Source organism: Paraburkholderia phytofirmans OLGA172, assembly GCF_001634365.1.
Classification (GTDB): Bacteria; Pseudomonadota; Gammaproteobacteria; order Burkholderiales; family Burkholderiaceae; genus Paraburkholderia.
Genome location: NZ_CP014578.1, coordinates 1,517,537 through 1,544,234, shown reverse-complemented (window position 1 = coordinate 1,544,234; position 26,698 = coordinate 1,517,537). Strand labels below are relative to the sequence as shown.

Sequence of the window (26,698 nt, the reverse complement as noted above, 5' to 3'; positions counted from 1 at the left end):
GAAGGCGTCATCGCGACAATCAGTCAGGCTTTATCGGAGAGCAATCGCCGGAGATTGCTTCGCAACTGCTCCTGGACGGCTTCGTGGGGCATCGCCCACACCTCTGAAAGGGTCGAGCAAATGCTCCAAGCATCCCATGGCATCAGAGCAAGCCCTCGTTCAGAGGTGAAAGGCCCGTCGGTCTCGGGGAGAACACGGTCCAACGACATGTGACTCAAGAGGCCGCGACCCTTCTCACTCGCTAGCATGACAGGTCCCACACTGAACCAACAGCCAAGTCGCGACGCTGCCCGAAGTTCAGCTATCCCTCCAGAAAACCAGTGCAGCACCGGAACGCCTACATCACCAGCTGTCGCCAAGGCGTCGATGGTCCGCTGCGCCGCCCCGCGCGAGTGAATGCTGATAATTCGGCCCCCTTGTTGACCGCATTCCCCGAGTACCGCGCGGAAGATGCGTCCCTGGAGATCGAGGGACCTTCGGAATCTCGGCGACCCGTCCAGCCCCACCTCGCCAACGAATCGAGCCCCCTTGATACCAGCCACCAATGCGTCCAATTCCGTAGCCTTTGCTTCGGCAACCTCGGGATGAAGACCGAGTCCGACGTGGATGTTCGCCAGCTCGCTGAACACGCGCGACGTCGCGTAATACGCACGCGGACTCGTCGTCACAACGAGGGTGAAGTCGTTCCTGAGGTTTACCTCACGTGCCAATGCAAGGCCGTCAGGATACAGGTCAAGATGGGAATGGAAGTCGATCATAGGACCTTGTGCGCGAGCAGCAAGACCCCCAGTTCCTGCAGTCCGCGCTCGACAACTCCTTCGAAGGCAGCGCGACGAGATGTCTCCGCGAAGACAAACTGCCCTGCCGTGAAGACGCGAATTCCTTCGTCTTCCATCTTGGCCACGGCAATGGCCACCGCCGCAACGTCGTTTGCGCCCTTTTCGGGCTGTGCAGCCTTCAAATCGGGATGGACGTACACGGCAGTGGTATCCGGGATACGCGATCTCAGAAACGCTGACCGGCGAACCATGCACGGCAAGCAACGACCACAGTGCCGCAATGCGAACACAGCATAGCGACCACAGCTTGTTGACATTCCCGCCAATTCCTTCAGTCGATCTGGGTCGAGGCACTCGTCCATCATCTCTCCCTTGGTCTTTGTCGCATAGGGGAGTTGCAAAGTCGCAGGAATCTCCAGTTGAGCCCAGAGAGCCTGTAGTCGCTGCATGAACACTGGGTGCGTAGTCTTGGTACTCAAGCTCCCAATCCGGCCGGCTGTCAACGGTACGTTGAGGCTGATAAGGCCGTTCTCCGGCACGAAGATGTCGACGGAATTAACGCCCGTCGCCCGTGCGTGGCTGTCGGCCGCAAGAGCTGCGAAAGCGAAGAAGACGATAGACCGACCACGCGTTGAGCCTTCTCCATCCCGTTTCGGCTTAAGCCAAATGTTCTGATTCCACTGCAGGTGGCGCTGACCGCCACCGAGTGTTTTCGCATACAGGACTTGAGTTTCCGAGTCCCCCTTAGCGATGTGCGAGACAAAAATAGGGCGCTTGCCTTGAGCGGTTAGGTCTAGAGCCCCAATCAGGCTGTCGAGTCCGCCCGACAGAAGCGATACGCAGTCCGCGTCATGTACCACGGCTTGTCTGGAGATCGGTGGCGGATATCCGCCGTCGACGAAGCTCAACCGCCAGAAGTCGCCCGTCAAGAAGCGCAGCGCCTGCTCGATCGCAGCAGTCAAATGCACGAAGGGCGCAGGCTCATAGAGGGTCACTTCAAGTTCGATGGACCTCGTCCAGCCGTCGGCCGATAGATTGCGCTCTACCGCATGGTCCGCAGCGTTGACCGCCAAGGCCAGAGTCAAAAAGTCCCAACTTGCTGTACCCGGCACCAAGCCCGCTTTCTTGATCTCATCAATGAGCGATGTTCCAACGGTGCTCACATCAAGCAGCCCGTCATGTGCGTACATCGAGAAGTACGTCGTGTCAGCGCGGCGGTCTTCAGGAATCCTGTCCTTGGGCGCGCAGAAGACCTTCGTCATAGGTCAGCCTCAAACAGTTCGAAGGTCATCTTCAGTGCATCCTGCAGGATGCTGTCGAGTTGGGAGCGCGATGGATTGGCAACGCTACCTCGCAGCATGTCGACATGCGCTCCAATTTCGTTTTTTAGAAAACGGCGCATCTCTTTTTCCCGCAAGACGACTGTTCGCGGTTCAAGTTGGGAGCCTTCGAAGATAGGACCCAGGTCGAAGCAGAGCCGATTGCCCGTTTCGATGGCTAAGAAGCCCTTCAACAGTTCCCAAATGTCGTCGACTCCCATACTCAAAGGGTCAATGGTTGGGTCGTCTTTTATGAGCTCGGACACGGCTAAGTCCATAGCGTCGCGGAATGACTCTTCGTCTGCGCTACCGCCGGGAGGGGCCAGTTCCCGAACAATGACGTCCACCACGTCTTCCGCCGACGGGTTGCTTGCTCGCAGATCATCGACCCATTTGCGGACCTCGCCAGTCGTGCCTTGGCTGACAGCGTTCAGGAACGAGAACAGCGCTGCACCCGCGCTGGTTGAAGCGCGCATGCGGCCGGCAGTGGCACTGGCACCGCCGCTACCTCGACGCGAGTAATGCGCTACAGCATTTCGCAGATGTCGCGTATCGCCCGTTCTGGCGAACTTCCCGAACTCGCGGCGTGCATCACCGTATCGATTTGGCGGAGCGTCCCCGTTGGGGGCTGAGGGAGGAGCAGGAGGGTCTCCGTCGTTCGGTACCACCGTGCTGCCGCTGCCAATCTCGCCAACTACGTCGTCTAGCCAAGGCGGGTCCAAGCTAACACCACTGCTCGGTCCCGTACTGGATGTGGAGGTTCCCATTACTTTGCGTCCTTCTTCTGCTTCTGCAGGTACTTGCGCGTCCTCTCGTCCGTCTCTGGGTCGCCTTCCCAATCTTGCAACAGAGCGGCCGCCCAAGGAAGCGACTTGAGCAGAGGCATGAGCGCCACACTGCGCTTGTTGCCCGGAACCTCGTAGAGCGCTGGTGCGAGTTGAAGCCCCATCGCCGGATGGGCCTCGGTGCAATGAAGGCACCGCACGATGTCTTCGAACTCCCACTGGTTTTCGCGACCTTTGCGGATCGCGCGGTTGAGTATTCGAGAGACATCTCCTTCGCCGAGGGCCGTGAGTTGTTTGACAAGCATTGCCGACCGCTCAGTCGCCTCCATGGCAGCTTCCAAGACTTTCTTGGCTTCAGCAGACAGTTCGTCGTAGGCTGCCAACCCCAAACTGCGGTCACGGCTGAGATGCAAGATTGGCTGTAAGTTCTTGCCTGCCAAACGCGGAGCGAGCTTGAGCCACTGCTCGTAGAATTGGCCGGTCCACGATGGGTGTGGTGGCTCGTACTTTTCGGCCTTTTGTGCAGCGTCCTCTAGCGCGGTCAGAAATTCGGCGTTGCCTTCTGGATTTGCGGCTACCGCTTTGGTGAGGAATTCGAATGCGGCGGTCGATGCGCAACGTTCGAACAACTGAACCTTGACCAACTCTTCCAGAGCGAGCGGCATCTCCATCTCTTCGGCGATGGTCTGCCGAATCATAAGGTTGTTCAGGAATCGCTTAATGAGACGCGGATTGCCAGCAATCTCAGCTGAAGTCACTAGCAGCGGCGCTAGCTGGTCGGCGATATCCAATTCTTTGGCTACGGCCGCTTTTTGCGGTGCGAACGCATCATCAAGAAGCTCGCGCGTTATACCCTTTGACCACGACTTCTTCAGCAGCTTGAGCACCGCTGCTTGCCCGATCGAATGGGCCTCTCTTGGAAGCTTTCCTTTGCGCGCGGCGAGGTCCGTCAGCAGGAGCGCGAGATATGCCTTGACCTCATTGATGCCAAGACGCGGGACGCGCAACGGAATCTGGATGAGCTTGTCGAAGTAACTGGTGACGAGACCCTCTTCGATTTCTACGCCCTTGAAATGCGCCCGGACCGCGCCACGAATCATGCTTTCGTCGGCGGCAATCAGAAAGGCGGTCCGTTGGACATGCAGCAATAAGCGCATTGCTTCCAATGTGCCGATGGCGGTGGTAGGGAGGCATCGATCGAGATCGTCTACAAGGACCACCAGACGGACATCGAGCTCTTTAAGGAGGGCGGCAAATGCCGTACGCAGTCCCTCAATTTCCTTGGGCAGGGACGCTTCCTTTTTTTCCCCAATCACTTCCTTGAGCTCCGGTGAGAGCTCTGCATACGCTTCTTGAACTGCCTTTAGGTTTTCCGTGCGCTTTTCTTCATCGGACAACCCTTGCACAAGACCGCTCACCGCTCCGAACAACGCTCCGAGAGGGCCCGCTGCGACAGTGCCGACGGCAACATGTGCAACTACTGGCGCGACGATTCGTCCAAACTTCAGCAGCTTGACACGCTTGGCGAAATCTATTGCTTTGTCGACGAACTTTTTGCGCCTCGTTGCCTCTTCGACAAGGCGGTCTGAGACCGCTTGGAGTAGCGCCTGACGAGCGTCTTCGTAGCCTTGATACAGCCACGCGTTGAACTCCATGAGGATGTAGGGAGAGTTCTCATTGTCTTTTCCTGCGCCTTGTTCCAACTGCGCTTGAACGAGCTTTACGAGAGTCGATTTCCCAGCACCCCATCCGCCGGAGATACCGATGGTGACCGGCGTATCGCCAGCGTCTTTGATCAAATTTGCAGCCGCATTTGCTACCAAACCAAAATTGAGTAGGTCAACCTCTGCCTCGATGTCGTGCCACATCTTTTCTTCCCCTGTTCGTACTCGTGGCAGTCGATACGACTACCCTCATTTTTTGTCGGCATATGAGCTACAGCGGATAACGGCGCGTTGGTTTAGACGCACCCTGCGCGCGCCACTGTAGCAGAATTTACGCCGACTTACATTCGTGTTGGATTAGGCGTCGCAGCGTTGGCGCCGCACTATCTTGCAGCCGTTTGGTTGTCCGTTCTGGGCTGATAGTATTGATTGGATTGAGCGACCCAACTGACAGCCACCGCTGCGGAACGCTATACGACTCCGTCGGCCGAAACCCCGCTATCGGGTCGGGAAGACCCACTCATTAACAGTGAGAAGCGCCATTCGCCGACTTTGGTTTGCGAACGACAGCAAACCGGCGTGCAGCCGACGCGCCGCCTTTATCGCCGAGCGTGAGCAAAAGGCCGTAACGCCTCTGCCATTCATCTAGGCATGTTTCGATGCGTATGAGTCGTTGAGTCAGGATGATGGGGAATGCGCTGAGGTTGGCGGGCAATGATCGGCGCGATTGCGAACAGTAATGGTGCGGGCGCAGTTTCACAATAGAACTCCCATCTCTCTTGCGGGGGTGTGCCATGAAGACCGAACAATCCCGCGAAGTGTGGAAAAAAGCAAGCCGGTCGGCCAGAAGCCGCCGCTCAGACCCAAAGACGTTTGGGCCATCCGTATTCACCTCCGGAACGCTCTCGCTGTCCGCGATCTTGCCTTATTCAACCTCGCAATCGAACGCCAACTACGTGGCTGTGACCGCGTCAGGCTGCGCGTCCGCAATGTCACCCCACGTCAATCAGGTCGCAGCGCGGGCGCAAGTCGTTGAGCGAAAGAACCTGCGTCCAGTGCAATTTGTGTTGACTGAGCCGACCCGGTCGGCAGTTCGAGCGTGGCTCGACAAGGCCGCGCTACGATCGGAGTAGTACCTCTGCCCGAGTCGACTGTCGGCCTCCCCGCGTCTTTCGACCCTGCAGGACGCCCGGATGATAGGTCGATGGGTGGGCGCAGCAGGACTTGATCCGACAGTCTACGGCACACTCGAAAGCACGATCAGGTACCTTGGCATCGAAGTCGACGACGCGCTGGAGATCTCAGAACAGACTGAACTCTAGTGTGGTCGACGCTGGCCGCACAATCAGATGTACGCAAGCGCTCGTGCGAACGCCTTCTGTCGCAACTCATTTCGGGCGAAGCGGGCAGGTTGTTGTCGATCGCCCGACCTTCGAACCCGCAACGCGAAGGACTGGAGCGCATCGGATTCCCAGACGTCCGTCGAGTATGGTTCGGCCATAACCGACGGCGGGCGTAGCTGCGTTTTACGTCAGTAATACGCCGGTTGCCAACCATAACGAAATCGGGCAACGGGACGGCCACTTTCCGCACCCGCGAACTTACAGTTTCGCCCTTCGCTGCAACAGCTAAAAAAATCTGAAGCACAGCCGTTATTGGGTTGAATACCCCTCCGACTCTTCCGGCAACCACACGGATAACCGAGCATTGAAGCATAGAGGATTGTCGAAAACTTTGGAACTTGGACGAGATGGACCATCATTCAGCCTCTGACGATGTCGCATATGCCCATGACGTACTTTCGACATTGCTGGAGGCCGCGCTTCGCGACCAAAAGCTGACGCGAGACGCGATTAAGACGATGAACCGCGTGTCGAATGATCTCGCTGAGCAAGGGAGGCGACTGCCTGCCAGTGTTTCTGCGGAAGTCAATAAAGACCTTAGAGAAGCAGTGGACGTTGCGGCTGAGATACTTACGAAACGCATTAAGGACGCGAATGTTCAGGCTGACGAGGCAGCGCAGGCATTTCGGCGTGCTGCGAGGCAGGCGGGCTTGTTTATCTTCGCTCCCGCGCTGGTCGTTACCGCGATGACTATGGCGCTTTGGTACGAACTCACTGCGCATTCGATAAGTCGCCTCGAAAACCAAAGAGCCGAACTTCAACGCACAGTCGATATTTTAAGCAGTCACGGTGGCCGTCTTTCCGTTAGTAATTGCAAACTTCCGAGCGGACAGACGGTGACGTGCATTCGCGTTGGAAATGAAGAGTACGGAAACGGCTATCATATTCCGTTTTGGGAGAAGTAAGCCAGCCGCTATCAAGACGGTAGGATTCATGCAACGCTGCGACATCGCATGCGGGCTTGGATTTTTACTGGCTTATCGAGACCGGGTCGGTCGATGACAGCTATCGGTATCATGGCGCAGCACGGATACAGCAAAGGGCGAGAAATCCTCGATGACGATCGCAGTAGGCAGATGTGCGAGTTCGTATGCCTCCATCAAAGCAAATTATTAGAGGGGATCGTATGAAGAGAATTCTAACAAAATCTGCTTATTATGCCATTTTCCTATTGGCGTCATCTCTGCTGCCACTGGAAGTGGTCTACGGACAATCCGTCCCGCATTTCCAAAACGAGCAAGAAGCCAGGCAGCATTGCCCGAAAGATACTGTTGTATGGGTCAATACCAAAACGGGCGTGTATCACTTTAAAGGGCAGCGTTGGTATGGCAATACCAAGGAAGGAGCTTATGAATGCCGTAACGATGCTAACGTCGAAGGCGACCGCGCAACTCGAAACGGGCAATAGCTAAATTTTGTGTGTCGTGAAGATGCGGCTCCCACTTTCGAGCTAGTCGCCGGCTCCGTCGTCGGCAATACTGACTATAGCTGCCGTTGGCAGATGGTCATGCTAGCGACCGCTAAGGCCGACAACCGGTCTAAACCGTGAACGACCCCGCCTCACTTCCCTTGTCCACCCCGCCCGCTAAACGAACCCATTCGCCTGGTCGTCCCGCCAACTGTCGTCAGTCTGCTTGAATGTCGTGAAACTCCAGATAAGTGAAGTTCTCGTCTCGAACGCGTCCTGGTCGAGATGCCATGCCGACAGTCTGCCTTCCCGTTCCTGACCGCGTCGGTTACCGCCTAATACGGCGGCTCGGTGTGCCCATCGACTGGCAACGCGGTATCACCGCTCAAGAACGCGCCTTCCCAAAAAAACTATCGCCAGTGCGCTAAAAACCGCTCCTATACTTTTTTTTACAGGGAGCAACGATATGCACGAACGGTATGACACTGAAACCTGTCTAGTTGAATGGTACGACGGCGCAGAAATCCCGGAGGATATTCCCGTCCGCAAACTTCTCGAGCGCCTTGAAGTTGAGGTCAATATGGTGGCATCGGTGAGCGAGAATTATACGGCCGCCTGGAGAAACCTTACACCGCCCTATGCGCTAGAATTTCTTCGTCGTCGAGACTGGAAAATCGCCGAGTCTTGCGAATGGCATGACAGTATCGAAACGAACTTCAACGAGGAAGCACCAGCGTTTCTATCTGTGATGCGACTGGTTGCTACAGAGGTGCAGACGATTGTTGACGAGGCAAAGACCCTCAAGTTCGATTTCCTCATCGAGGAAGCGCGGCAAAGGTGGTTCAGATCCACCGCGCTTGGTAGACGTGGCTTTGACGACCCGTTTGAATCGAAGCTTTGCCGTTCAGCGTTCGTGAAGATGTTAGATTTTGCATTGAAGGTTCGACTGCGCAAATTTGAGGCGCGAGCCACTGGCGCGCTATACACGGCGCAGACCACTGAGCAAATCGAGCAGATTCGACGGAGTCTGCACGCCCACGAAACGGCCTACTGGGTTAAAAACTCCCGGTACGACTCCTTCCTTCCGCCGGATTTGACGACCGCCGTGCCAGACAGGCACTGTTTAGCGGTGACCGTTCCTGACGAGTGGTTTGAGACTTTTCCGGTCACTTTCGAGTGCCCGACGGTTGCTATCCTCCAACAGACAAAAGGCGACCAGATTCCAGTTCTCGAGTTCGCATCCGGCACTATTCTCGTTGATGCGTCAAGGGTGATGGAGAAAATCCGCAACACAGACGGTGAATTGCCCGTGCTGTTTATCGGCACGAAGGTCTGTGCTTTGGCCATGCATCGGTTCACAAGCCTTATCGATGCTGTCCGAATCGACGATGCACTGCGCGACTTCAACAACCAGCGCAAATCTTTGCCGGTTCGCGATGGCATCGCACAGCTCCCGAATGGTAAACCAGCGAAGGCAATCAAGCGACTTCGTCTGTTCGCTTCGCTTCTCGACGACTTGACCTTGGACCCGGACTATGAGGAACCTGTTCCGTTTTGAGACACGCTCGGGTGAGCGTTGCGATTGCTGAAGCATCGAAGCTCAACTTTTGAAGCTTGTGTCCGCCCGAGCGTTAGCTCGTTATACCGTTCAAGGTTCAAAGACTGCCAGCAAGGCGACCGCGGAGTGCTCTGATTCCCCGGGAAGTTCGCTATAACGAACGCTGGCCGGTCTGTGTCGCAGGGGCGTCTGTGGGTGATGCGATCGGCAAGATAGTCACCACCTTGGACACGGCTGTATGCCCTTGCGCCTATCGGGATTGTCATTCCAATGTTCAAGGTCGCATCTCTGGATTCCCCTTAGGGAGCATCATTGAACGATGTCGCCACTCGGCTTATCGAGGTTTCTCCTCAAAAAACCTTACACGGCAAGGTCGAAGCAAGAATAAAAAACATTTCTATATTAAGAACGCCGCTTACTTTCTTGACCTTTTGAGGAGAAAAAATTGACTTCCAATTACGTTGCCGCCGTCTCATCCGATTCTCTGATTGACCAGTCCCTTCGTTACGCAATCGAGCTGCTGCGTGAAAGTGATGCCAGCCTTAGCCATGGAACGTTTCCCGTAGAATCGGAAGTGGTCGTCTGGATGGTTGAGCAGCAGAATCCTTCGCTGGCCGACTCGTTGAAAAAGCAGCAACGACTTGCGGAATTCAGGGAAAGCCTCGACGTGCTTCATCAGCTTCGAGCAAGGGCTACCGAACATCATCAGGAGCAGCATTTCATGATGGAGAATGAAATCGCGCACGAACTCTTCGATGGAAAGTACGGCCGGCCGACACTTGAGGACTACAAATACGTTCTTCGGCAGGACAGTAATTCATATCGGGGAAAGCTGGCAGCCCGGGTGGTGCAACTGTTTCTCGATTGCCTCGCCGCCGAGGACCAACTCTATGCTCCTCTTCGCGCATCTTGCATGGTGTGCGACGAACCATCCTCCGATGAGTCGCAAGGGCCGATGCCGTTTCGGGTGACGTACGAGGTCGGGATGCCTTACTCTGAAGCGCTCGCCTACGCGACTCACATCATGGCGCGGCTTGACGACGGCACCGACCCTCACTTCTGGTCAAACGTTGACATTGTCTGGCGGTGGGACTGGATACCGGCCGAAACCCGCGAAGAAGGCGAGGCCCTCGAAGCGGAGCGGGATGCCTTCTTCTGCGCGGTCGACCGATGTGTCAGCTGGATGAGAAAAGTCGAATATCAATGGGACCGCCTCGGACAACCTTTGCGACGTCTTCTGGTTTCCAGTCCGATAACGGCTGGAGAGGCGCTCGCCCTGATTGTGCGCATGCTACGCATCGGTGACGCGGTGGATGAAAACCAGCTTCATTCGCTTGCCGACGAGGTCTGGAAAATGATTCGGCGTCGCATCGGAAAGCCGGCGTGGTACCCCCATCCGGTCTTCCGCTAGAAGCCCGCTGTGGCTTTGCTGCCTCACTGTTGGACAGCGGGGCAGAAGAATCTTATGTCAGCCCGGCAGTTCTCAGGCAAGCGACATCTCGGCAGTCAGCGCCTGGCCGTCCTTGCAGCCAGCAAGAACCAACCAGGCAGCATTGACATTGCTCCTCGGCCTATCCTCGCCGCAACCTGTGAAGTCCAATCAGACTTAGCGGCTGTGTTTGGAGGAAAGCGATAAAAAGCGGTGCTATACCTGATATGGCGCCCATTCGGCGCGAAACGATACTGGCCGTCCCCCATGAACGCCAGCTTTCGCTCGTTCGTGCCGAGGTGAAAAACAGAGGTAACCGGTACCGCGACGACCTCTGCGTCTATTACAGCGAAAATGAAGACGAAGATGACGGCAACGCTGACATCGCCGGTCCGTACGTCGACGCCAGCGCTTCCATCAAATCAGATTTTTCCTGGCGAGGCGGCGGCACGGGTTTCGGCGAATATGCGAGCGACACCGTTGCCCGCGAGACGCTCAGAATACTGCGAGGTCGGCAAGCGCACTACATCAACACAGAAAACGCGCCGGTAAAGTCAGCACCATCCTGGGAGACCGACGAATCCACGCCGGTTCTGAGTGAAGTTCGCCATGGATTAACGTTACAGTCGACATGCGTTATCATCGCCCGGGAAGCTCTGCCCCCCCGCGCTGCGCAATAAGACTGCCGAGCGACGGTGTGTTGTAGTACGTATTGATGACGCATGGTTCCTCCGGAATCCGGAACTTCTCGACAAGCCTGGCTCGCTCGAACATCGACTGACAAACAGTTCCGGGAGACCCGTGCCGATGGCAATCTGGACTCTGCCCAACAACGCGGTGTGGTTCGAGCGCGATATCGCCGTCAAGGCGTTTCGCCGGTTTCGCTGTGAACTTCCCGTGCTCCATGTCGGCAACGAGACGAGCCGACTCGTACTTCATCAGTTCGCCCATTGGGCCGACCTGTATCGGCTTCACCAGGACTGGAAACATTCAAACGCCTCCGCACATGAGTGGGATCCACTGCACTTCAGGCTGCCCCAGACTGAGCTTGCTGATGGCACGGTGCTCTTCCCCTCCGGCAAGACAGACCTGGTTGATATCTCGGATATGGGGACACGCCCCGGTTGACTAGTCACGATACGAACTGAACCGACAGCGCTCATTGCTGGATTGCGAGCCCGTCACGACGAGCCTCGCAATGGATCGCCAGGCGGCGCCCGAGATGCCCGATGGACCTGGCGTGCACAGGAAAACCGATTTTGCGACCGGGCAAGACCTGTCGTAAGCCCAGTTTCAAGCGCGTTACGTACCTATGCCGTGGCACCCTGGCTAAGCCTGTCGCGGGGCCACTCCAACCCTAGGGCGAGCGCCGTTTACTGACCATTCCAGAACTTCGTCTACCGAGAGACGAAAGCGAACGCAGATACGAGTCTCAAGGTATTCTCACGCTGACGTCACGGAACCGGTGAATGTAACGATGTCCGCTTCTCGCGCTTTGCAGATTGCGAATCTCCAACAGTCTTCAATCGCGAAAGCGAAGCGTGCCTGCAAGACATCCAGGATGGTGCATGACCGCGTATCTCAGCGGGGAAAAACTCTACCCCTTTTGAACAAGGGCGTCAGCGGCGCGCAATACGGGCTTCACTTCCTTCTGCATGAGCCCTTGCAGCGGTGTGCGATGGTCGAGCAATGCGTTGGGCGACGTAAAAAACTCCCACTTGCTCCAACCGCTCTGGTCATCCAGTCGACGCACTACCTTCGCCAAATCTTTGCTGCTGAGCTGCTTTACTAAAAAAAACGCAGGGTAATAGGGCTCACCTTCAAGGTCGACTGTGAAGATGCGGCGGGCGGCGACATCTTTGCTGAGCTTTTGCTCCGTAGCTCCCGAAGCCGCAAGAAAATTGGACGTGCGCAGCAACTTCCCGGCGGCCACCAAAACATGACGTTCAACTGCCCCGCGAATGGAACTGCGCGTTTTCCGACTTGACTTGCTTCGGTTGCGACCACGAATCGAATGGACGTCGATGTTCAACGCTGTCGACAGACCAGCGATTTCCATCAGACGAATTTTCAGAAGTCGACCGAGTTCCGCATCTGGAACGTCAAGAAGCGCAAGAGCTGCTGCAGGGTCAAACAAGCAGGCAGCGACGGCGGCGATGTGGAGATTCTTTAGCACGCGAGCATCGCGATGCGAAGACCCGTTGGCACCACTCGCAGTCCGTGTCATCGTCGTTCCTTTGCTAGATCTAGTACCTTCTGTTCTGTCGACCTCCGGGAGAAACCATGCCAAAGCGCCCCTCGCTGTTCTTTACGTCCAGGCGTCGATTGCAGCGCTCAAACGGTCCGATGCGCAAACGCGGATGTGTGCAGGTCGATGTTGACCAGATAGTGCCTGACAGGACAAGTCAGGACAGATTGCACAGCGTAATCGCGACCCTTTTCCTTTGGTGAGCATCCCAAGAAGTCCCGCTTATTGCGGGCGCGGCCGCAATATGCTCCGCCGACGGTTATCGTTATGTTCTCCCGGTAACGCTTCGCCGTAAATCCTTTGAGGAAACTATGACGTTGACATCACGCCGTCGCTCCCAGATGAGAGCGGCCAACTATGGACACCTGCAATCATTGTGTCGCGAAAGCCGCGTCAAAGTCGTAGCAGGCCTGAGCAAGTTCTTCAGGCGGAGCAAGTGGGATTGACATCGTTCTGCGGCGGATGGTGGGATGTGAGCGATATGCAACGGCGCGCGAGTCCTGCCATATCCAGGTGGTAGCTTGGGACCAGAATAGCCGGGCGGCATCCTTGACCCGAATCTCTGACTGGAGGTGCCGGGGACCGGCACAGGCAAAGTCCAATCCGATGCCTAGCGTGCGCATTACCGGCCATAGTTCGGCTGCCGCTGCTACTGGATTGGTTATTGGGTCGACGTAGACTTCCACCGGCACTGAGCGTATGCGGTCGCCCACATCGCTGATGGTGAGAATCCAACCCGCTTCGTCTCGGTGCACGAACCAATGCAGCACAACCGCGAGATTTTCTGGCCCCGACATCCTTAACTCGACCCTCATCACGAGCGGCTCCTTGTGACAACTCCAAAATCAGCTGCGCTTACGAGCCGGAAACGATAGAGTTGAAGTCGTTGATGACCTGCCTATCGCTCTGCCAGCCTGGTGGAAAAGCATCCTTCACTTGCAGCGGCGCGGCCCAAACGTTTGGCAAAGCCGCCGCCGATTCGACAACTCCTCGTCTCGCGGGTAACGACGCAGAATCATCATCGCGCGAGTTCTGACGAGACCCCACATGATGGGTTTCTCGGATGCGTACACAATGCGCAGCAGCTCGCGTGCGTCACCGAGTGCCTTGTTCGTTCGTCAGGTTGAGTCATCGCTGGATACCTCCGTTCGGGCTCGTCATCTCTGCACTGTGGACGTACTCGAGCGTGACATCAGAAATCGTCGCGACGTTGTTAGTCCGGCACCAGTTCAGCAGGACGTATTGCGTATCCGCAGTCCAACCTGGCGAACCGTCAGTTGGTATCGGCGGCCCGTTGACGTCACACGAAGCATGGCGTGTTGGTCGAAGCTCCTCAGCGCTGAGCTGATTCGTGCAGACCTGCTATCGGTCCTGATGCCAATTAAATGCTGCTGATGAAATTCGGGTTCGGTCTCGATGACCGCCCAGCTCTCCAGGCGCACCTCGGGCTCAACCTCAACTGGAAGCGTGGACCAGATAGGCATTGTCAGCCTCCGGGAACAAATCGACAGCGGTACGTGTGACGCCTGTGTTGGGCGCGATGTAATAGACCAAGAGCAGACCTGTTACTAACTGGCTTCGACTGCGCGTTCCCTCCACGATTCTGGGCCTTTGGCTTTCCTACAGCCTGAGTGGGGGAAGCATGTTCAGTCCGTGGATGAGCTTGTTGCGGCGGTTCCAGTGCGCTTCGAGCATTGGCCGCCGTCGAGACCGGGGCGCGAGCCTTTCGGCTGCGCCTTCCGGAACCGTCGTCGTGGCGTTGCCGCGACTTCTCCCGGCGCCTGCCGTAGTGATGAGCACGCTGATAGCCGGAACGCCGCGGGACTGCATCGCTCTGGCGCAGAAACGAGCGTACAGGCTCAGGAGGCCCGCGGCTCCCGCGCGCCTCGACATCATCATTCCGGTGTGGAACATGATGTAGCCCCTGGCAAGCCGTCGCTTCGACGGAACGGTTCTGCGCTGGTGAGAGACAGAATCTCGTAAATCGTCAGCCGTGGAAAGCACGCCTGCCTGGCTCATCCACTTGACTGTCAATGTACCGACGGCTCGGTGGAAAGCCAGCAAGGCAAGCTGCGGCAGACTTCTGACGGACATACCCAAGCCCCCAGTTGCGGGTGATTCAACCCGCGCCTCTCCGTTGGTAACTATACGGCGGCCTCTCAGGAAATCAAGACGAAATTTCGTCGTCGAACGGAAGGTATGCTGGCGGAGGCGAGATGGGACGACATGCCGCTCGCAAGTCGTCCCGGTCGACAAGCATCTCGATACCCTCGACCCAAAAAACCGAAGCGTACTGGAGTAGCAGGGTCAAAGGGTATGAGCCGGCCGACACTTTCTGCTGCAGGAAGTCATCAGTGACCGCAACGCCAATAGTGGCCAGCCGGTGACTGAGCTCTTGCCAGTCCACGCCGGGCCATCGCGCCATTTCGTATCGCAGCACATGGGAAGCCCGAATATTCCAGTTTCCCGCGGTCCTGAGTGCCTTTCTCCACTGCGGCGGATGGCTAGCCCCAATTATGTGCATCGAGTGAAGGAAGAAGGCGCACTCGAAACTGCCGCGCTGAATTTTGTGGTCGACCGCCTTGTGTGACAGGTCGTGCCCGGACCCCGTCAGCGCCTCAGCCAGGCGCCGATAGTCCCAGCCCCGGCGCGCCAAAAGGCCTCGCATTATTCGCGAGGCCAGTACTTCCCACTCCACGCCCTGAAGTTTGCTCAAATTCCGCTCACCCTGGAGAACGATGCGCTGATTTAAAGGCGTACATTCGCGGGTTGATTAACCCAACGACGGACCCCTATTAACAAATCAAAAACTGAAAACGGACACGGCTCCTGGCGGACTCGTCCGACGCTCACGACTTGTTCATTGTAAAGCGTTGCCGAAGCGCGCCTTGTATGCGTGGCTGAGCGCTTGCTCGACAAATCACTGGAACTACCGCTCGGCGGTTGTCAATGTACTTGTCGCGTCACTTCATGCGGACTGCTTTAGTTCTATCGGTTGCATTCGCTCGGGATTGAGCCAGACTTCACGACCCCCTTGTTTTCCAGGGTGGCGAGCATCGTCGCGCCCTTCATCGGGCTGCCGTTATCTGAGTGCAGCACCAGAGGACGTCCTGCCAGCTCCTCAGCCAGACTGGCACGTCGCATCAGCAACGCTGCCAGTTCCGCCGATTCGGCGTCATGCATTTCGTGAGCAACAATCCTTCCGGGCGCGCCCCCTGAAGACTGCACACCATGACGTGGCGGACCTTGCCGCCGGCGCCGGCAGTCTGTCCAAAATCCAGCTGCCCCATTCCGGCTTACCCAGAAAAATCCACAGGAAAAACGCCCTGGCCCGATCCGGCAAGGTCTCGGCTAAAAGTCTTTAGCTGTACTTGGTTCCTACATCAAATCAGGAATCAAGATGCCGTTAGAAGAATCAAGAAATGCCCAACTCAATGTCGTTGAACTGTTCGCCGGGGTCGGCGGATTCAGACTGGGGCTGGAGGCGGTACACGCCAGTCCATTTGTTATCACCCTGAGCAACCAGTACGAGCCCGCGCGGAAAGTCCAGCACGCCAGTAACGTTTACCGGAGTCATTGGCCCGATGGCGTGCATCTGAACGAAGACATCGCCACGGTCCTGGCGTCAGAAGAAGGTCAACGGACTATCCGCGTTGCAGCACCGGACGTGGTCGTCGGCGGCTTTCCCTGCCAGGACTATTCGGTGGCAAAGCCGCTTTCCCACTCGAAGGGACTCGACGGAAGAAAGGGCGTGCTGTGGTGGTCAATCGCGACCCTGCTCCGGCAGTGTATTGACGATGGACAACCTGTGAAATTTGTCGTGCTCGAAAATGTGGACCGCCTGCTCTCGTCGCCCGCATCCTGCCGCGGACGCGATTTCTCCATGGTCCTGTCGACGCTCTACGGACTGGGCTATGCGGTGGAGTGGCGGGTTGTCAATGCCGCTGAATACGGCTTCCCGCAAAGCCGACGCCGCATTTTCATCGTCGCGTACCACCAGTCGACCGGCGTCTACAGACGCATGATGAAGGAACTGGCAACGGACACCGAGTGGCACAGGCAGGCCGTACTGACGGCAGCCTTTCCATGCACACTGGTAACGCCGCTCGATGCCGTCAACCCCTGCATGACAATCCGCAATGAACCATTTGCGCAGCAATTGAGGTATGCGCCCCTGTCAAACGGCAAATCGAGGTTCGCGAACGCAGGTTTCATGGCTGAAGGGCAGGTCTGGTCCTGCCGCGTCACCACCGATGTCCCGGATGATTATGCCGGATTCACCGGTTCCTCCTCGGCCCGAACGCTCGGTGACGTCATCAGCAAAACATCGCTTGTGCCGACCAGTTTCTATGTCCGCGGCGAGGCTGAAGAGCGATGGCGTCTGGCGAAGGGTGCGAAAAGTATTCCGCGGGACAAGAATGGCTTCTCATATACCTATTCGGAAGGCGCGATGCCCTACCCGGACAGGCTCGACCGGCCGGCCAGAACGATTATCACATCGGAGGGCGGCGCAAGCGCGACCAGGACCAAGCACGTAATCCGGGAGGCGTCCGGCCTGCTTCGCCGACTCGTACCCGAGGAACTGGAGGAACTGCATCACTTCCCTCGCGGCTTCACCGACCGTGAAGGCGTGTCAGACATCACGCGTGCCATGCTCATGGGAAATGCACTCGTTACTGGATTGGTGACCCGAATCGGTACCGCGCTGGTCGCGGCAATCGCAAAGAAGTAGCCGGCGCAGTTTTCCCGGTCAGGCACGGACGGCAACGATGTTGTGTTGCCGCCCGAACCTGCCATCGGACGTCCCCGGACTCAAGCCCGCAACGGATAAGCTGCGCCTGAATTCGCGCAGGTCAGAATACGTGCTCGTCTGTACGCTGCGCACATTGTTGGCCTGGCATTCCACCGTCGCCGCAATTCTGCGCGACAGAGTTCGCGGCAACCAGTCCGTCCTCAAAGTCGAAGTTTCCATTGGAGTTCGCGTAGACAGCGGCGCATCCCGCGAGGCTCACGGAACGCGTAATCAGGTATTGGCATTCTGTATCTCGAGACCGCTGTCAGGAAAACTGTTTACGAGGGGCGCAAAACGCTGATGGTCGCGATGACCACGCCAAGGACGGTCTGGTCGGCCCGCAAACGGCCGTTTCGCGGCACGCGACGGAAATCAAGATGTCCGCTGGAGGTTGTTGCAATTACATCGCCGCCTTTCCACTTGACCAGAGGATCAACGACGGCAATCGCTCCCTCTGGCAGACCGTAGGCGCAAAAGTCCTGGCCGCTAATCAAATATCCTGCGCACCGGTCACCGACTCCCTTTACAAGGGACATCAGTTCCTGCTGTGCGAGAAAGGCGCCGGACGATCGCCTCTCGACAGCAGAGGATCGTAAAAGTCTTGCGAAACTTCGCACGCTATCTAACCCGTTGGTTTTCGGTTTAGCGGGGATGACGCGAGGGAATAAAAAATGGCGCTATACAAACAAAGCTTACTCACGAAATTTTCCTAACCATCTCCAACATTCAATGAACTTATCCTTCGTAAAGCCATCGACCCGTCTTGAACGGATACCAATGCTGCAAGGCGGTGTTGTCGAATGTCATGCACTGGGTTTCCGTAGCCTGTCCGATTTTGAATCTCAGCTTTCCCATATGGCGAACAACGGGTTCAAACCCAGTGATTTTCTGGACTTTTTCGGAAAACAGTATGAGGGTAGCCCGTTTATCGCGGCTGCTGAGCGCCTGTACAACCGCGGAACGGGCGCCATAAGCTTCGACCCGGCACCGCTGGTGTACGCGTCAGAGTGCGGCGCGTATGTCAGCGCTTGGATGTGGGTCGACAAAGACCCGGATTTAATAGATTGGAGTGCGGAACCGGAGAGTCGCCCGTATCAGCGCGAGAAGGATTTTAGCGACCAACTACAAGAGATGCGGAACGACGGACTGACGGCGCAGATGTGCATCGACTTCTGGGGGTTACGGGAATGCAACCTTCATTACGTCGCGAGTGCGCGCAGACAATGTTCATATGCGCGTGGCATGGTGTGCTTTGATGCAGACCCCATGGTTTCCGATTCGGCGTACGGAGCGTATGTGAGTGCGTGGTTGTGGGTGTGGAACCAGGAGATTGGCACCGACAGTCCCACCCAATATCGCTGTCCCGCCTCCCCGGAAATGCTGCCGTAGCGAGGAAGCAGGCAGCGGCCATTGTTATTCCGGGCTCTCCTCGTCCTCCAGGTGACTGTCTGGGGAGACGCAAGGGAAGCGCGCTGGCATACATGCCGTTTGCTTATGACAAAACACCAGGCAAGCGGCATCCGCCAAGCTGACGGCGAACCTATCCTTCATGGTCGCCGATGCGCTGAATCAGTGAACGATGCCGGCCCGCAGTCTAATATATAAGCGAAATATGCATTCAGATATCGTTTCCGATGGCACCTGAGTGGTCTGCATGGTGGCCGTGCTTTGCTCGACGGGGAATCTCCAGACAGCTTACGAATCGACGTTGACGTGTGCCACACCGTGGGAGTTGCAATGGCATGATGACCGCGCTCCGCTGCCAGATGATGAAAGGCACCTGCGAGTCCACGCAGACGGTTGACAGGCCTAGGAAAACTCATATTTTCCGCGTGGGCACATCGATGCCGTTGGCCCGTGAGGATCCACCTTCTTTTGCTCCCACGCTCACGGGCGGGACGCGTTCATTTCATTCTTCGAGATTGCGCAGACTCAGTGAGTAGGCCACGTGCCACCGCACGCACAACAACATCACATTCACGGGGTAGTGCAGGCGTTTGAGCACCGTGCCGATGCATGGAGGCAGTGTCTTCTTCGTTTTTGCCATTGCGCGCCCGTCAACAATATGGAGTGGCGAATCTTGCCGCAGAGCTTTACTGCGACACTACCGACGAAACTGCAGAAGGTATCGTGATGACACCGTTCGCAACAGACCCGCTGTTTGACGAAATCAGCTTCACCGTCGTCCTGGGCGACGGCCGCAGGCTCAAAATTCCACTACGGTGTTTCCCGCGACTGGCCGCGGCAACGCCTGGACAACGCGACGGATTCCGCATCTCCGCCTCAGGCGCGGGTCTGCATTGGGACGCCCTCGACGAAGACATCAGTGTCGCCGGATTACTTCGCGGCCAGATGGATGAAAATGTCCGGTGAATCTGAGCCGGCTTTCGACACACGCCCGGTAGCCGATGAGGGATCACCATCGAAGCAGTTCGCGCAACCGGGCAATGATCCAGTTCATTTCGACTACACTGCACCAGTCCTTGCCCACGATAGCGTCCCCGATGCGCCCAAGCACCACATCGTGAGTCTTCTGCGGGTACTTTGCGGCGTCCTTCCGGGCGGGCACCATCAGTTGCAGTGCCAGGTCCTCACATATCTGCCATCGGTCCAATCGCTCTTCTTCGGTCAGTCCGACGACAAACTGGCCGTCGATCATGCGCGCCGCCAGCTTCGGCTGTGCCCCGGCGAGCGCGGCTGGCGCGACATCATGCGGAAAGTCGTCAGGTACCTTCGTCATTTCGCCTCCCAACACACGAGGTGGTGGTTTGCAGGACGTGGGCGATATGCTCAACCGCCCTTATCAGGCTCGAACGTGGAAACCAGGAACGAACGATACGAACCGGACCTGCGGGCCAACGCCGCAGGACTCTCACCGCCGCCCTCTTCTGCCCGTCCAGAGTCAAGTTTACGCCAGATGTAAAAGGCACTCCCGGCCGACGGACCCGGCGTTGTGTTCTTATGCTGGAAGCATCGGGCGCTCTGATAGCTCTTTCCTTGACAAATGCTGCACCGCATCACGTATTTTACCGTTGGAGCAGACTATGTTGTGTGTTAACGCGTCGTTATCGATTGGTGCAAACTTTGTTGTGTGCCAATAGCACAAAAAAAAGGCGTCACGTTTCCGTGACGCCTTAAAAAGTTCTAGCCATTCCGAGGGCCGTGCTAGAACCTGAGAGACGGTATTCGAAAGTTGAACGGGCGCGCGATGTTGGACGCCGGACTCGAGAAGGACGCTGCGGGGACTGTTACGGGGGACTGTTAAGGCACTCGACCAGACACTCCGCGGACCACGGTTGGTTCGGAATTTCAAAAAGCAGAACCTGAAACCGTCTTTCGAAATGAAGTTCCATTTTTTACGGTTATGCTGACTAAGTCAAGCAAAATATAAAGAAGCTGCATTCGTTGCGGCAAAATATTCCGATACAATGAATCTTCAGATGAAAAATGGGGCTCACTCCCCATTTTGGGACTACCGCCGAGCTTTTGCGGAACGCTTGCTGGCAGGCAAGCGGACAAAAACTGAAATGTAGTTCCAAAAAAACGATATGAACCGACCAACGCCCTCCCGAACTGACACAGTCCCAGCCAAAGATAAAGACGGCTCGGGCGACGAAGTCACCGCGCTGGCACGCGGCTTGACCGTGCTGCGTTCGATCGCCGCAGCGGACGCGCCGCTCAGCAACCGCGAGTTGACAGAGCTAACCGGCATTCCGAAGCCTACCGTCTCGCGGATTACCGCCACGCTGGTCGGCGCAGGTTTCCTGTTCCGCTTGCCCGACAGCGAGCGATTCGTGCTGACTTCCTCGGTACTGGAGTTGAGCAACGGCTTTCTACGCAACTTCGACATTCGGGCCCGAGCGCGCCCCTTCCTCATCGAACTCGCCGAACGCACCGCGTTGTCCGTGCATCTGGCCGTACGCGACCGCCTCGACATGGTGGTGATCGACGCAATCCGGCCACGTTCGGCGGTGCTCGTGTCGCGCCTCGAAATCGGCTCGCGCATGAACCTTAGCCGCACCGCAGTCGGCCGCGCCTATCTGTCGGCTCTTACCGAACCGGAACGCGAAAAGTTGCTCTCCGGCTTGCAGGCCGCCGAAGGTGACGATTGGGGCCATGTCAGCAGCCGTCTGGCCTGCGCGTTACGGGAAACCGCGGAGCAAGGCTTTGCGATCACCGCGGGCGAATGGCACGAGGGCCTGAACGCCATCGCGTCAGGGTTCATCGGCCCCTCGGGCGAGCGCTATGCCGTCACTTGCGGCGGCTCCGCGGGTCAGTGCCCGCGCGATTGGCTGATATCGCACGCGGCGCCGGCGCTGCTCGAATGCATCAGTAAGATCGTTCTCGAGATCGGCGGCACGCCTGGGCGCCGCCTGGACAACTGAAAACGCGAGAGACGCTCGCCGATCGGCGGCCACGGCATTTTCAACCCGTCCTCCATCCGCACTGTAACTTTTGTAATCAACAGAAAAATACATGGGTGGACTGTTACAACACCCGCAACGTAGGATCATGCATTCCCGTCGCGGGGCGCTCGCCCGGCTTGCCGCTATCACCCTTCGATAACGTCCCGCCGACCTGTCACGATGGCGCGTTGAGCTAACATCTGTGTCCCGCGCCTCGGGTAGCATCGCGCTGAACATTCGCGGCGCGTCCGCGGTCGAAACCGCCTGTCATGCCGCCTGCGTGCCGGCCCGCCGAACTGTCGAAGCGGCGCAACCGCACGAACGGCTCACATCAAAGCCAGCCACCTGACCGAACTGATGGACGAACAACAAAAGCTTTCGGAAACTTCACGCCCTGCCGCTCCGGTTTCCCTACCGGGTTCGCAACCGTCCTCCACCGGAAGGCCTGGTGGTGCCCCCGGCACCGCGCCGGCCACGGCCAAACGCCATCGCGGCCGCAACATCGCCCTGATCGTGGCGGCGCTGCTCATCTTCGGGATCGTATTGTGGCGCTGGCATCCGTGGGGCGGGCCTGGCGGCGCAAGCCCGGCGGCCGGTGCGAGTGGCGCGAGCAGCGGTCGCGCGGGCCGTGGCGGCGGCCTCGCCAGCATGCCGCAGCCCGTTCACGTGGCGACCGCCAGACAGGGTGAGATGCCGGTCGTGCTGACCGCGCTCGGCACGGTCACGCCGCTCGCCAACGTCACCGTGCTGCCGCAGTTGAGCGGCGTGCTGCAGGACGTGTATTTCAAGGAAGGCCAGATGGTCAAGAAGGGCGACGTGCTTGCCCAGATCGACCCGCGCCCCTATCAGATTTCGCTGGAAAACGCGCAAGGCACCCTCGCGCGCGACCAGGCGTTGCTGCAAACCGCCCGCCTCGACCTGAAGCGCTATCAGACGCTGCTCGCGCAAGACTCGATCGCCAGCCAGCAGGTCGACACGCAAGCCTCGCTCGTGCGGCAATATGAAGGCACGGTGAAGTCAGACCAGGCGAACATCGATACCTTCAAACTCGATCTCGTCTATGCGCGCATCACCGCGCCGGTGTCGGGGCGCGTCGGTTTGCGCCAGGTCGATCCGGGCAACTACGTGACGCCGAGCCTGACTAACGGCCTCGTCGTGATTACGCAGTTGCAGCCGATCAGCGTGATCTTCACCACCTCCGAAGACAACTTGCAGCAGATCCTCCAGCAGACTCAAACGGGCGCGAAACTCTCGGTCACCGCGTACGACCGCAGCAACACCATCTCGCTCGAGGGCGGTTCGCTCGAAACCCTGGATAACCAGATCGACACGACCACCGGCACGGTCAAGCTGCGCGCGAACTTCCAGAACGACAAGAACCTGCTGTTCCCGAATCAGTTCGTGAATACACGCCTCCTCGTGGATACGATCAAGGACGCGGTGATCGTGCCGACGCCGGCTGTGCTGAACGGCTCGATGGGCTCGTTCGTGTACGTCGTGAAGCCCGACAACACGGTGACGGTGCGTGCGGTCAAGGTGGGCCCGGTGGACGGCGAACGCACCAGCATCAAATCCGGCCTGCAGGTCGGCGAGCGCGTCGTGATCGACGGTTCGGACCGGCTGAAGGAAGGCGCGAAGATCACGATTCCGGCCGACAGGCCGCGCGGCGCTTCGGGCGCCGGGGCGAGTGGCGCGGCAGCCGCATCGGGTGCCTCCGGCGCCCACGGACATCACGGCAAACACGCGGCGCAAGCCTCGCAATAAAGGCACGGCGACTACCGCATGAATCCATCCCGCGTCTTTATTCTGCGCCCCGTCGGCACTGCGCTGCTGATGGCGGCGATCATGCTGGTCGGTCTCGTCGCGCTGCGCTTCCTGCCGCTCTCCGCGCTGCCCGAGGTCGACTATCCGACGATCCAGGTGCAGACCTTCTATCCGGGCGCGAGCCCGGACGTGATGACCTCCTCGGTCACCGCGCCGCTCGAACGCCAGTTCGGGCAGATGCCGTCGTTGAATCAGATGTCGTCGCAAAGCTCGGCCGGCTCGTCGATCATCACGCTGCAGTTCAGCCTCGATCTGCCGCTCGATATCGCCGAGCAGGAAGTCCAGGCAGCGATCAATGCGGCGGGCAACCTGCTGCCGTCCGACCTGCCCGCGCCGCCGATTTACGCCAAGGTCAATCCCGCCGACGCGCCGATCATCACCCTCGCGATCACCTCGAAAACGCTGCCGCTCACGCAGGTGCAGGATCTGGCCGACACGCGTCTCGCGCAGAAGATTTCGCAGGTGGCGGGTGTGGGTCTCGTGAGCGTGTCAGGCGGTCAACGCCCGGCCGTGCGGATTCAGGCGAACCCGCGCGCGCTCGCCGCGTACGGTCTGAATCTGGACGATCTGCGCACCACGATTTCGAACCTGAACGTCAACACGCCGAAGGGCAACTTCGACGGCCCAACGCGCAACTACACGATCAACGCGAACGATCAGCTGACCGACGCCGACGCTTACAAGAGCGCCGTGGTTGCGTACAAGGGCGGCCGTCCGGTCATGCTGACGGACGTCGCCACCATCGTGCAGGGCGCGGAGAACACCAAGCTCGGCGCATGGGTCAACAACACGCCGGCCATCATCCTGAACGTGCAGCGCCAGCCGGGCGCGAACGTGATCCAGGTGGTCGACAGCATCAAGACGCTGCTGCCGCAGCTGCAACAGTCGCTGCCCGCCGCGCTCGAGGTGGAGATCGTCACCGACCGGACCACCACGATCCGCGCGTCCGTGCGCGACGTGCAGTTCGAATTGCTGATGTCGGTCGTGCTGGTGGTGCTGGTGATGTACCTGTTCCTCGCCAACATCTACGCCACCATCATCCCGAGCCTGTCGGTGCCGCTGTCGCTGATCGGCACGCTTGCCGTGATGTACCTGTGCGGTTTCTCGCTGGATAACCTGTCGCTGATGGCGTTGACCATCGCGACCGGCTTCGTGGTCGACGATGCAATCGTGATGATCGAGAACATCGCGCGCTATATCGAAGAAGGCGAGTCTCCCATGGAGGCCGCGCTGAAGGGCTCGAAACAGATCGGCTTTACGATCATTTCGCTGACGGTCTCGCTGATCGCCGTGCTGATTCCGCTGCTCTTCATGGGCGACGTGGTCGGGCGGCTGTTCCACGAATTCGCGATCACCCTGGCCGTGACGATCGTGATTTCGGCCGTGGTCTCGCTCACGCTCGTGCCAATGATGTGCGCGAAGCTCCTGCGCCACTCGCCGCCGCATGAGAGCCACCGATTCGAAGCCAAAGCCCATCAGTTTATCGACTGGGTGATCGCCCGCTACGCGGTCGCGCTCACCTGGGTGCTGAACCGGCAACGCGCCACGCTGTTCGTCGCGGCGCTCACGCTGGTGCTGACCGGCGTGCTGTACGTGTTCATTCCGAAGGGCTTCTTCCCGGTGCAGGACACCGGCGTGATCCAGGCGATCACGCAGGCCCCGCAGTCGGTGTCGTATGCGTCGATGGCCGAGCGTCAGCAGGAACTCGCCGCGCAGATCCTGAAGAACCCGGACGTGGAAAGCCTCACCTCGTTCATCGGCGTGGACGGCAGCAACATCACGCTGAACAGTGGCCGCATGCTGATCAACCTGAAGCCGCGCGACGACCGCAGCAACACCGCGAGCGACGTGATCCGCCAGTTGCAGCAGGACGTCGCGCATATTCCGGGCGCCTCGCTGTACATGCAGCCGGTGCAGGATCTGACGATCGATTCCACCGTCAGCCCGACACAGTATCAGTTCATGCTGACCGACCCGAACATCAGCGAATTCACCACATGGGTGCCGAAGCTGGTCGACCGGCTGAAGCAGTCGCCGGAACTGGCGAACGTGGCCACCGACTTGCAGGACAACGGCCAGTCGGTCTACATCGAAATCGACCGCGCCACCGCGTCGCGTTACGGCATCACGCCCGCCACCGTCGACAGCGCGTTGTATGACGCCTTCGGCCAGCGCATCATCTCGACCATTTTCACGCAGTCGAACCAGTACCGCGTGATTCTGGAAGCGCAGCCGCAGATGCAGCACTACACGGAATCGCTGAATTCGATCTACCTGCCCTCTTCCACCTCGTCGGGCGGCCAGGTGCCGTTGTCGTCGATCGCGAAGTTCATCGAGCAACCCGCGCCACTGCTGGTCACGCATTTGAGCCAGTTCCCGGCCACCACCGTCTCGTTCAACCTCGCACCGGGTTCGTCGCTCGGCGCAGCGGTGAAAGCGATCGATCAGGCGGAGAAGGATATCGCCTTGCCGGCGTCGTTCCAGACGCGCTTCCAGGGTGCGGCGCTGGCGTTCCAGGCGTCGTTGTCGAACGAGCTGTTCCTGATCCTGGCGGCGATCGTCACGATGTATATCGTGCTCGGCGTGCTGTACGAAAGCTTTATTCACCCGATCACGATTCTGTCGACGCTGCCCTCGGCGGGCGTCGGTGCGCTGCTTGCGCTGTTGATGACCGGGCACGATCTGGACATCATCGGCATCATCGGCATCGTGCTGCTGATCGGTATCGTGAAGAAGAACGCCATCATGATGATCGACTTCGCGCTCTACGCCGAGCGCGAGGAAGGCAAGCCGCCGCGCGAAGCCATCTATCAGGCGTGTCTGCTGCGCTTCCGGCCGATCCTGATGACCACGCTCGCCGCCCTGCTCGGCGCCCTGCCGCTGATGCTCGGCACCGGCGCAGGCTCGGAGTTGCGCCGCCCGCTCGGTATCGCGATTGCCGGCGGCCTGATCGTCAGTCAGCTGCTCACGCTATTTACAACGCCGGTGATCTATCTCGGCTTCGACGCGCTCGCCCGCCGCGCGCGCGAGCGCTTCAATCGCGGCAAGCCCGTGCCGCCCGCCACCGATGCAGGGACCTGAGC

At 58.4% G+C, this 26,698-nt stretch carries 21 protein-coding genes and 2 pseudogenes; 13 read left to right on the top strand and 10 right to left on the bottom strand.

Annotation, left to right across the window (positions count from 1 at the left end):
• Positions 1-23: 23 nt before the first annotated feature.
• Genes qatD through AYM40_RS06610 form a run of 4 tightly spaced genes read right to left on the bottom strand, consistent with a single transcriptional unit; the run spans position 24 to position 4,751 of the window.
• Positions 24-758, bottom strand: coding sequence for a Qat anti-phage system TatD family nuclease QatD (gene qatD, locus AYM40_RS06625; protein WP_063495528.1), 735 nt, complete (start codon positions 756-758; stop codon positions 24-26).
• Positions 755-2,041, bottom strand: coding sequence for a Qat anti-phage system QueC-like protein QatC (gene qatC, locus AYM40_RS06620; RefSeq protein WP_063495527.1), 1,287 nt, complete (start codon positions 2,039-2,041; stop codon positions 755-757). Before qatC ends, qatD begins: the two co-directional genes overlap by 4 nt.
• On the bottom strand, positions 2,038-2,865 hold the full coding sequence (gene qatB, locus AYM40_RS43425) for a Qat anti-phage system associated protein QatB (protein WP_063495526.1): 828 nt from the start codon (positions 2,863-2,865) through the stop codon (positions 2,038-2,040). The genes qatC and qatB overlap by 4 nt, the downstream gene beginning before the upstream one ends.
• Positions 2,865-4,751: a KAP family P-loop NTPase fold protein gene (locus AYM40_RS06610; RefSeq protein WP_063495525.1), complete on the bottom strand. Its 1,887-nt coding sequence runs from the start codon at positions 4,749-4,751 to the stop codon at positions 2,865-2,867. Before AYM40_RS06610 ends, qatB begins: the two co-directional genes overlap by 1 nt.
• A gap of 989 nt (positions 4,752-5,740) precedes the next feature.
• Here AYM40_RS06610 and AYM40_RS43605 point away from each other — a divergent pair.
• The 7 genes from AYM40_RS43605 (at position 5,741) to AYM40_RS06570 (ending at position 11,473) form a co-directional block, all read left to right on the top strand.
• A complete protein-coding gene (locus AYM40_RS43605) occupies positions 5,741-5,869 on the top strand; it encodes a hypothetical protein (RefSeq protein ID WP_420488464.1) in 129 nt (42 codons plus the stop codon).
• A 428-nt stretch (positions 5,870-6,297) separates the two neighbouring features.
• The gene (locus tag AYM40_RS06600) at positions 6,298-6,855 is read left to right on the top strand and encodes a hypothetical protein (RefSeq protein ID WP_063495524.1); all 558 of its coding nucleotides are present in this window, start codon (positions 6,298-6,300) and stop codon (positions 6,853-6,855) included.
• A 221-nt stretch (positions 6,856-7,076) separates the two neighbouring features.
• Positions 7,077-7,358 carry a hypothetical protein gene (locus AYM40_RS38075; protein WP_082854970.1) on the top strand — a complete coding sequence of 94 codons (282 nt, stop codon included), beginning with the start codon at positions 7,077-7,079 and terminating at the stop codon, positions 7,356-7,358.
• 466 nt (positions 7,359-7,824) lie between these two features.
• Positions 7,825-8,916, top strand: coding sequence for a hypothetical protein (locus tag AYM40_RS06590; protein WP_063495522.1), 1,092 nt, complete (start codon positions 7,825-7,827; stop codon positions 8,914-8,916).
• A gap of 445 nt (positions 8,917-9,361) precedes the next feature.
• Positions 9,362-10,327: a hypothetical protein gene (locus AYM40_RS06580; protein WP_148662120.1), complete on the top strand. Its 966-nt coding sequence runs from the start codon at positions 9,362-9,364 to the stop codon at positions 10,325-10,327.
• Positions 10,328-10,572: 245 nt separating this feature from the next.
• Positions 10,573-11,025, top strand: a complete 453-nt coding sequence (locus AYM40_RS06575) for a hypothetical protein (RefSeq protein WP_063495519.1) — start codon at positions 10,573-10,575, stop codon at positions 11,023-11,025.
• Positions 11,026-11,152: 127 nt separating this feature from the next.
• A complete protein-coding gene (locus AYM40_RS06570; RefSeq protein WP_063495518.1) occupies positions 11,153-11,473 on the top strand; it encodes a hypothetical protein in 321 nt (106 codons plus the stop codon).
• 469 nt (positions 11,474-11,942) lie between these two features.
• On the opposite strand, the gene AYM40_RS39995 is transcribed toward AYM40_RS06570, so the two are convergent.
• The 3 genes and pseudogenes from AYM40_RS39995 to AYM40_RS06540 all read right to left on the bottom strand — a co-directional run.
• Positions 11,943-12,521 (bottom strand): hypothetical protein, encoded by a 579-nt coding sequence (locus AYM40_RS39995; protein ID WP_148662119.1) that lies wholly within the window; start codon positions 12,519-12,521, stop codon positions 11,943-11,945.
• Positions 12,522-14,760: 2,239 nt separating this feature from the next.
• Positions 14,761-15,291 carry a DUF6471 domain-containing protein gene (locus AYM40_RS43600; protein WP_063495513.1) on the bottom strand — a complete coding sequence of 177 codons (531 nt, stop codon included), beginning with the start codon at positions 15,289-15,291 and terminating at the stop codon, positions 14,761-14,763.
• A gap of 296 nt (positions 15,292-15,587) precedes the next feature.
• Positions 15,588-15,794 (bottom strand): annotated as a pseudogene (locus tag AYM40_RS06540) (IS3 family transposase); the annotation flags it as partial.
• A 199-nt stretch (positions 15,795-15,993) separates the two neighbouring features.
• Here AYM40_RS06540 and dcm point away from each other — a divergent pair.
• Positions 15,994-17,325 (top strand): DNA (cytosine-5-)-methyltransferase, encoded by a 1,332-nt coding sequence (gene dcm / locus AYM40_RS06535; RefSeq protein ID WP_063495511.1) that lies wholly within the window; start codon positions 15,994-15,996, stop codon positions 17,323-17,325.
• 338 nt (positions 17,326-17,663) lie between these two features.
• On the opposite strand, the gene AYM40_RS06530 is transcribed toward dcm, so the two are convergent.
• Positions 17,664-17,921: a hypothetical protein gene (locus AYM40_RS06530; RefSeq protein WP_063495510.1), complete on the bottom strand. Its 258-nt coding sequence runs from the start codon at positions 17,919-17,921 to the stop codon at positions 17,664-17,666.
• A gap of 241 nt (positions 17,922-18,162) precedes the next feature.
• Here AYM40_RS06530 and AYM40_RS06525 point away from each other — a divergent pair, with 241 nt between their 5' ends.
• Positions 18,163-18,774, top strand: a complete 612-nt coding sequence (locus AYM40_RS06525; protein WP_063495509.1) for a hypothetical protein — start codon at positions 18,163-18,165, stop codon at positions 18,772-18,774.
• Positions 18,775-19,297: 523 nt separating this feature from the next.
• Here AYM40_RS06525 and AYM40_RS38070 read toward each other — a convergent pair.
• Positions 19,298-19,432 (bottom strand): annotated as a pseudogene (locus AYM40_RS38070) (IS6 family transposase); the annotation flags it as partial.
• On the opposite strand from AYM40_RS38070, the gene AYM40_RS06520 reads away from it, so the two are divergent.
• Complete coding sequence (locus AYM40_RS06520; RefSeq protein ID WP_236720904.1) at positions 19,411-19,758, top strand: DUF2442 domain-containing protein; 348 nt, start codon at positions 19,411-19,413, stop codon at positions 19,756-19,758. The pseudogene AYM40_RS38070 and the gene AYM40_RS06520 overlap by 22 nt on opposite strands.
• 43 nt (positions 19,759-19,801) lie before the next feature.
• Here AYM40_RS06520 and AYM40_RS06515 read toward each other — a convergent pair whose 3' ends face one another.
• A complete protein-coding gene (locus AYM40_RS06515) occupies positions 19,802-20,125 on the bottom strand; it encodes a hypothetical protein (protein ID WP_063495508.1) in 324 nt (107 codons plus the stop codon).
• An 808-nt stretch (positions 20,126-20,933) separates the two neighbouring features.
• On the opposite strand from AYM40_RS06515, the gene AYM40_RS06510 reads away from it, so the two are divergent.
• The 3 genes from AYM40_RS06510 to AYM40_RS06500 all read left to right on the top strand — a co-directional run bounded on the left by AYM40_RS06510 (position 20,934) and on the right by AYM40_RS06500 (position 26,696).
• Positions 20,934-21,770: an IclR family transcriptional regulator gene (locus tag AYM40_RS06510; RefSeq protein ID WP_063495507.1), complete on the top strand. Its 837-nt coding sequence runs from the start codon at positions 20,934-20,936 to the stop codon at positions 21,768-21,770.
• 378 nt (positions 21,771-22,148) lie between these two features.
• Entirely contained in the window at positions 22,149-23,555 is a 1,407-nt protein-coding gene (locus tag AYM40_RS06505) for an MdtA/MuxA family multidrug efflux RND transporter periplasmic adaptor subunit (RefSeq protein ID WP_063495506.1), read from the top strand.
• A gap of 18 nt (positions 23,556-23,573) precedes the next feature.
• The gene (locus tag AYM40_RS06500) at positions 23,574-26,696 is read left to right on the top strand and encodes an MdtB/MuxB family multidrug efflux RND transporter permease subunit (RefSeq protein ID WP_063495505.1); all 3,123 of its coding nucleotides are present in this window, start codon (positions 23,574-23,576) and stop codon (positions 26,694-26,696) included.
• The last annotated feature ends 2 nt before the right edge of the window (positions 26,697-26,698 follow it).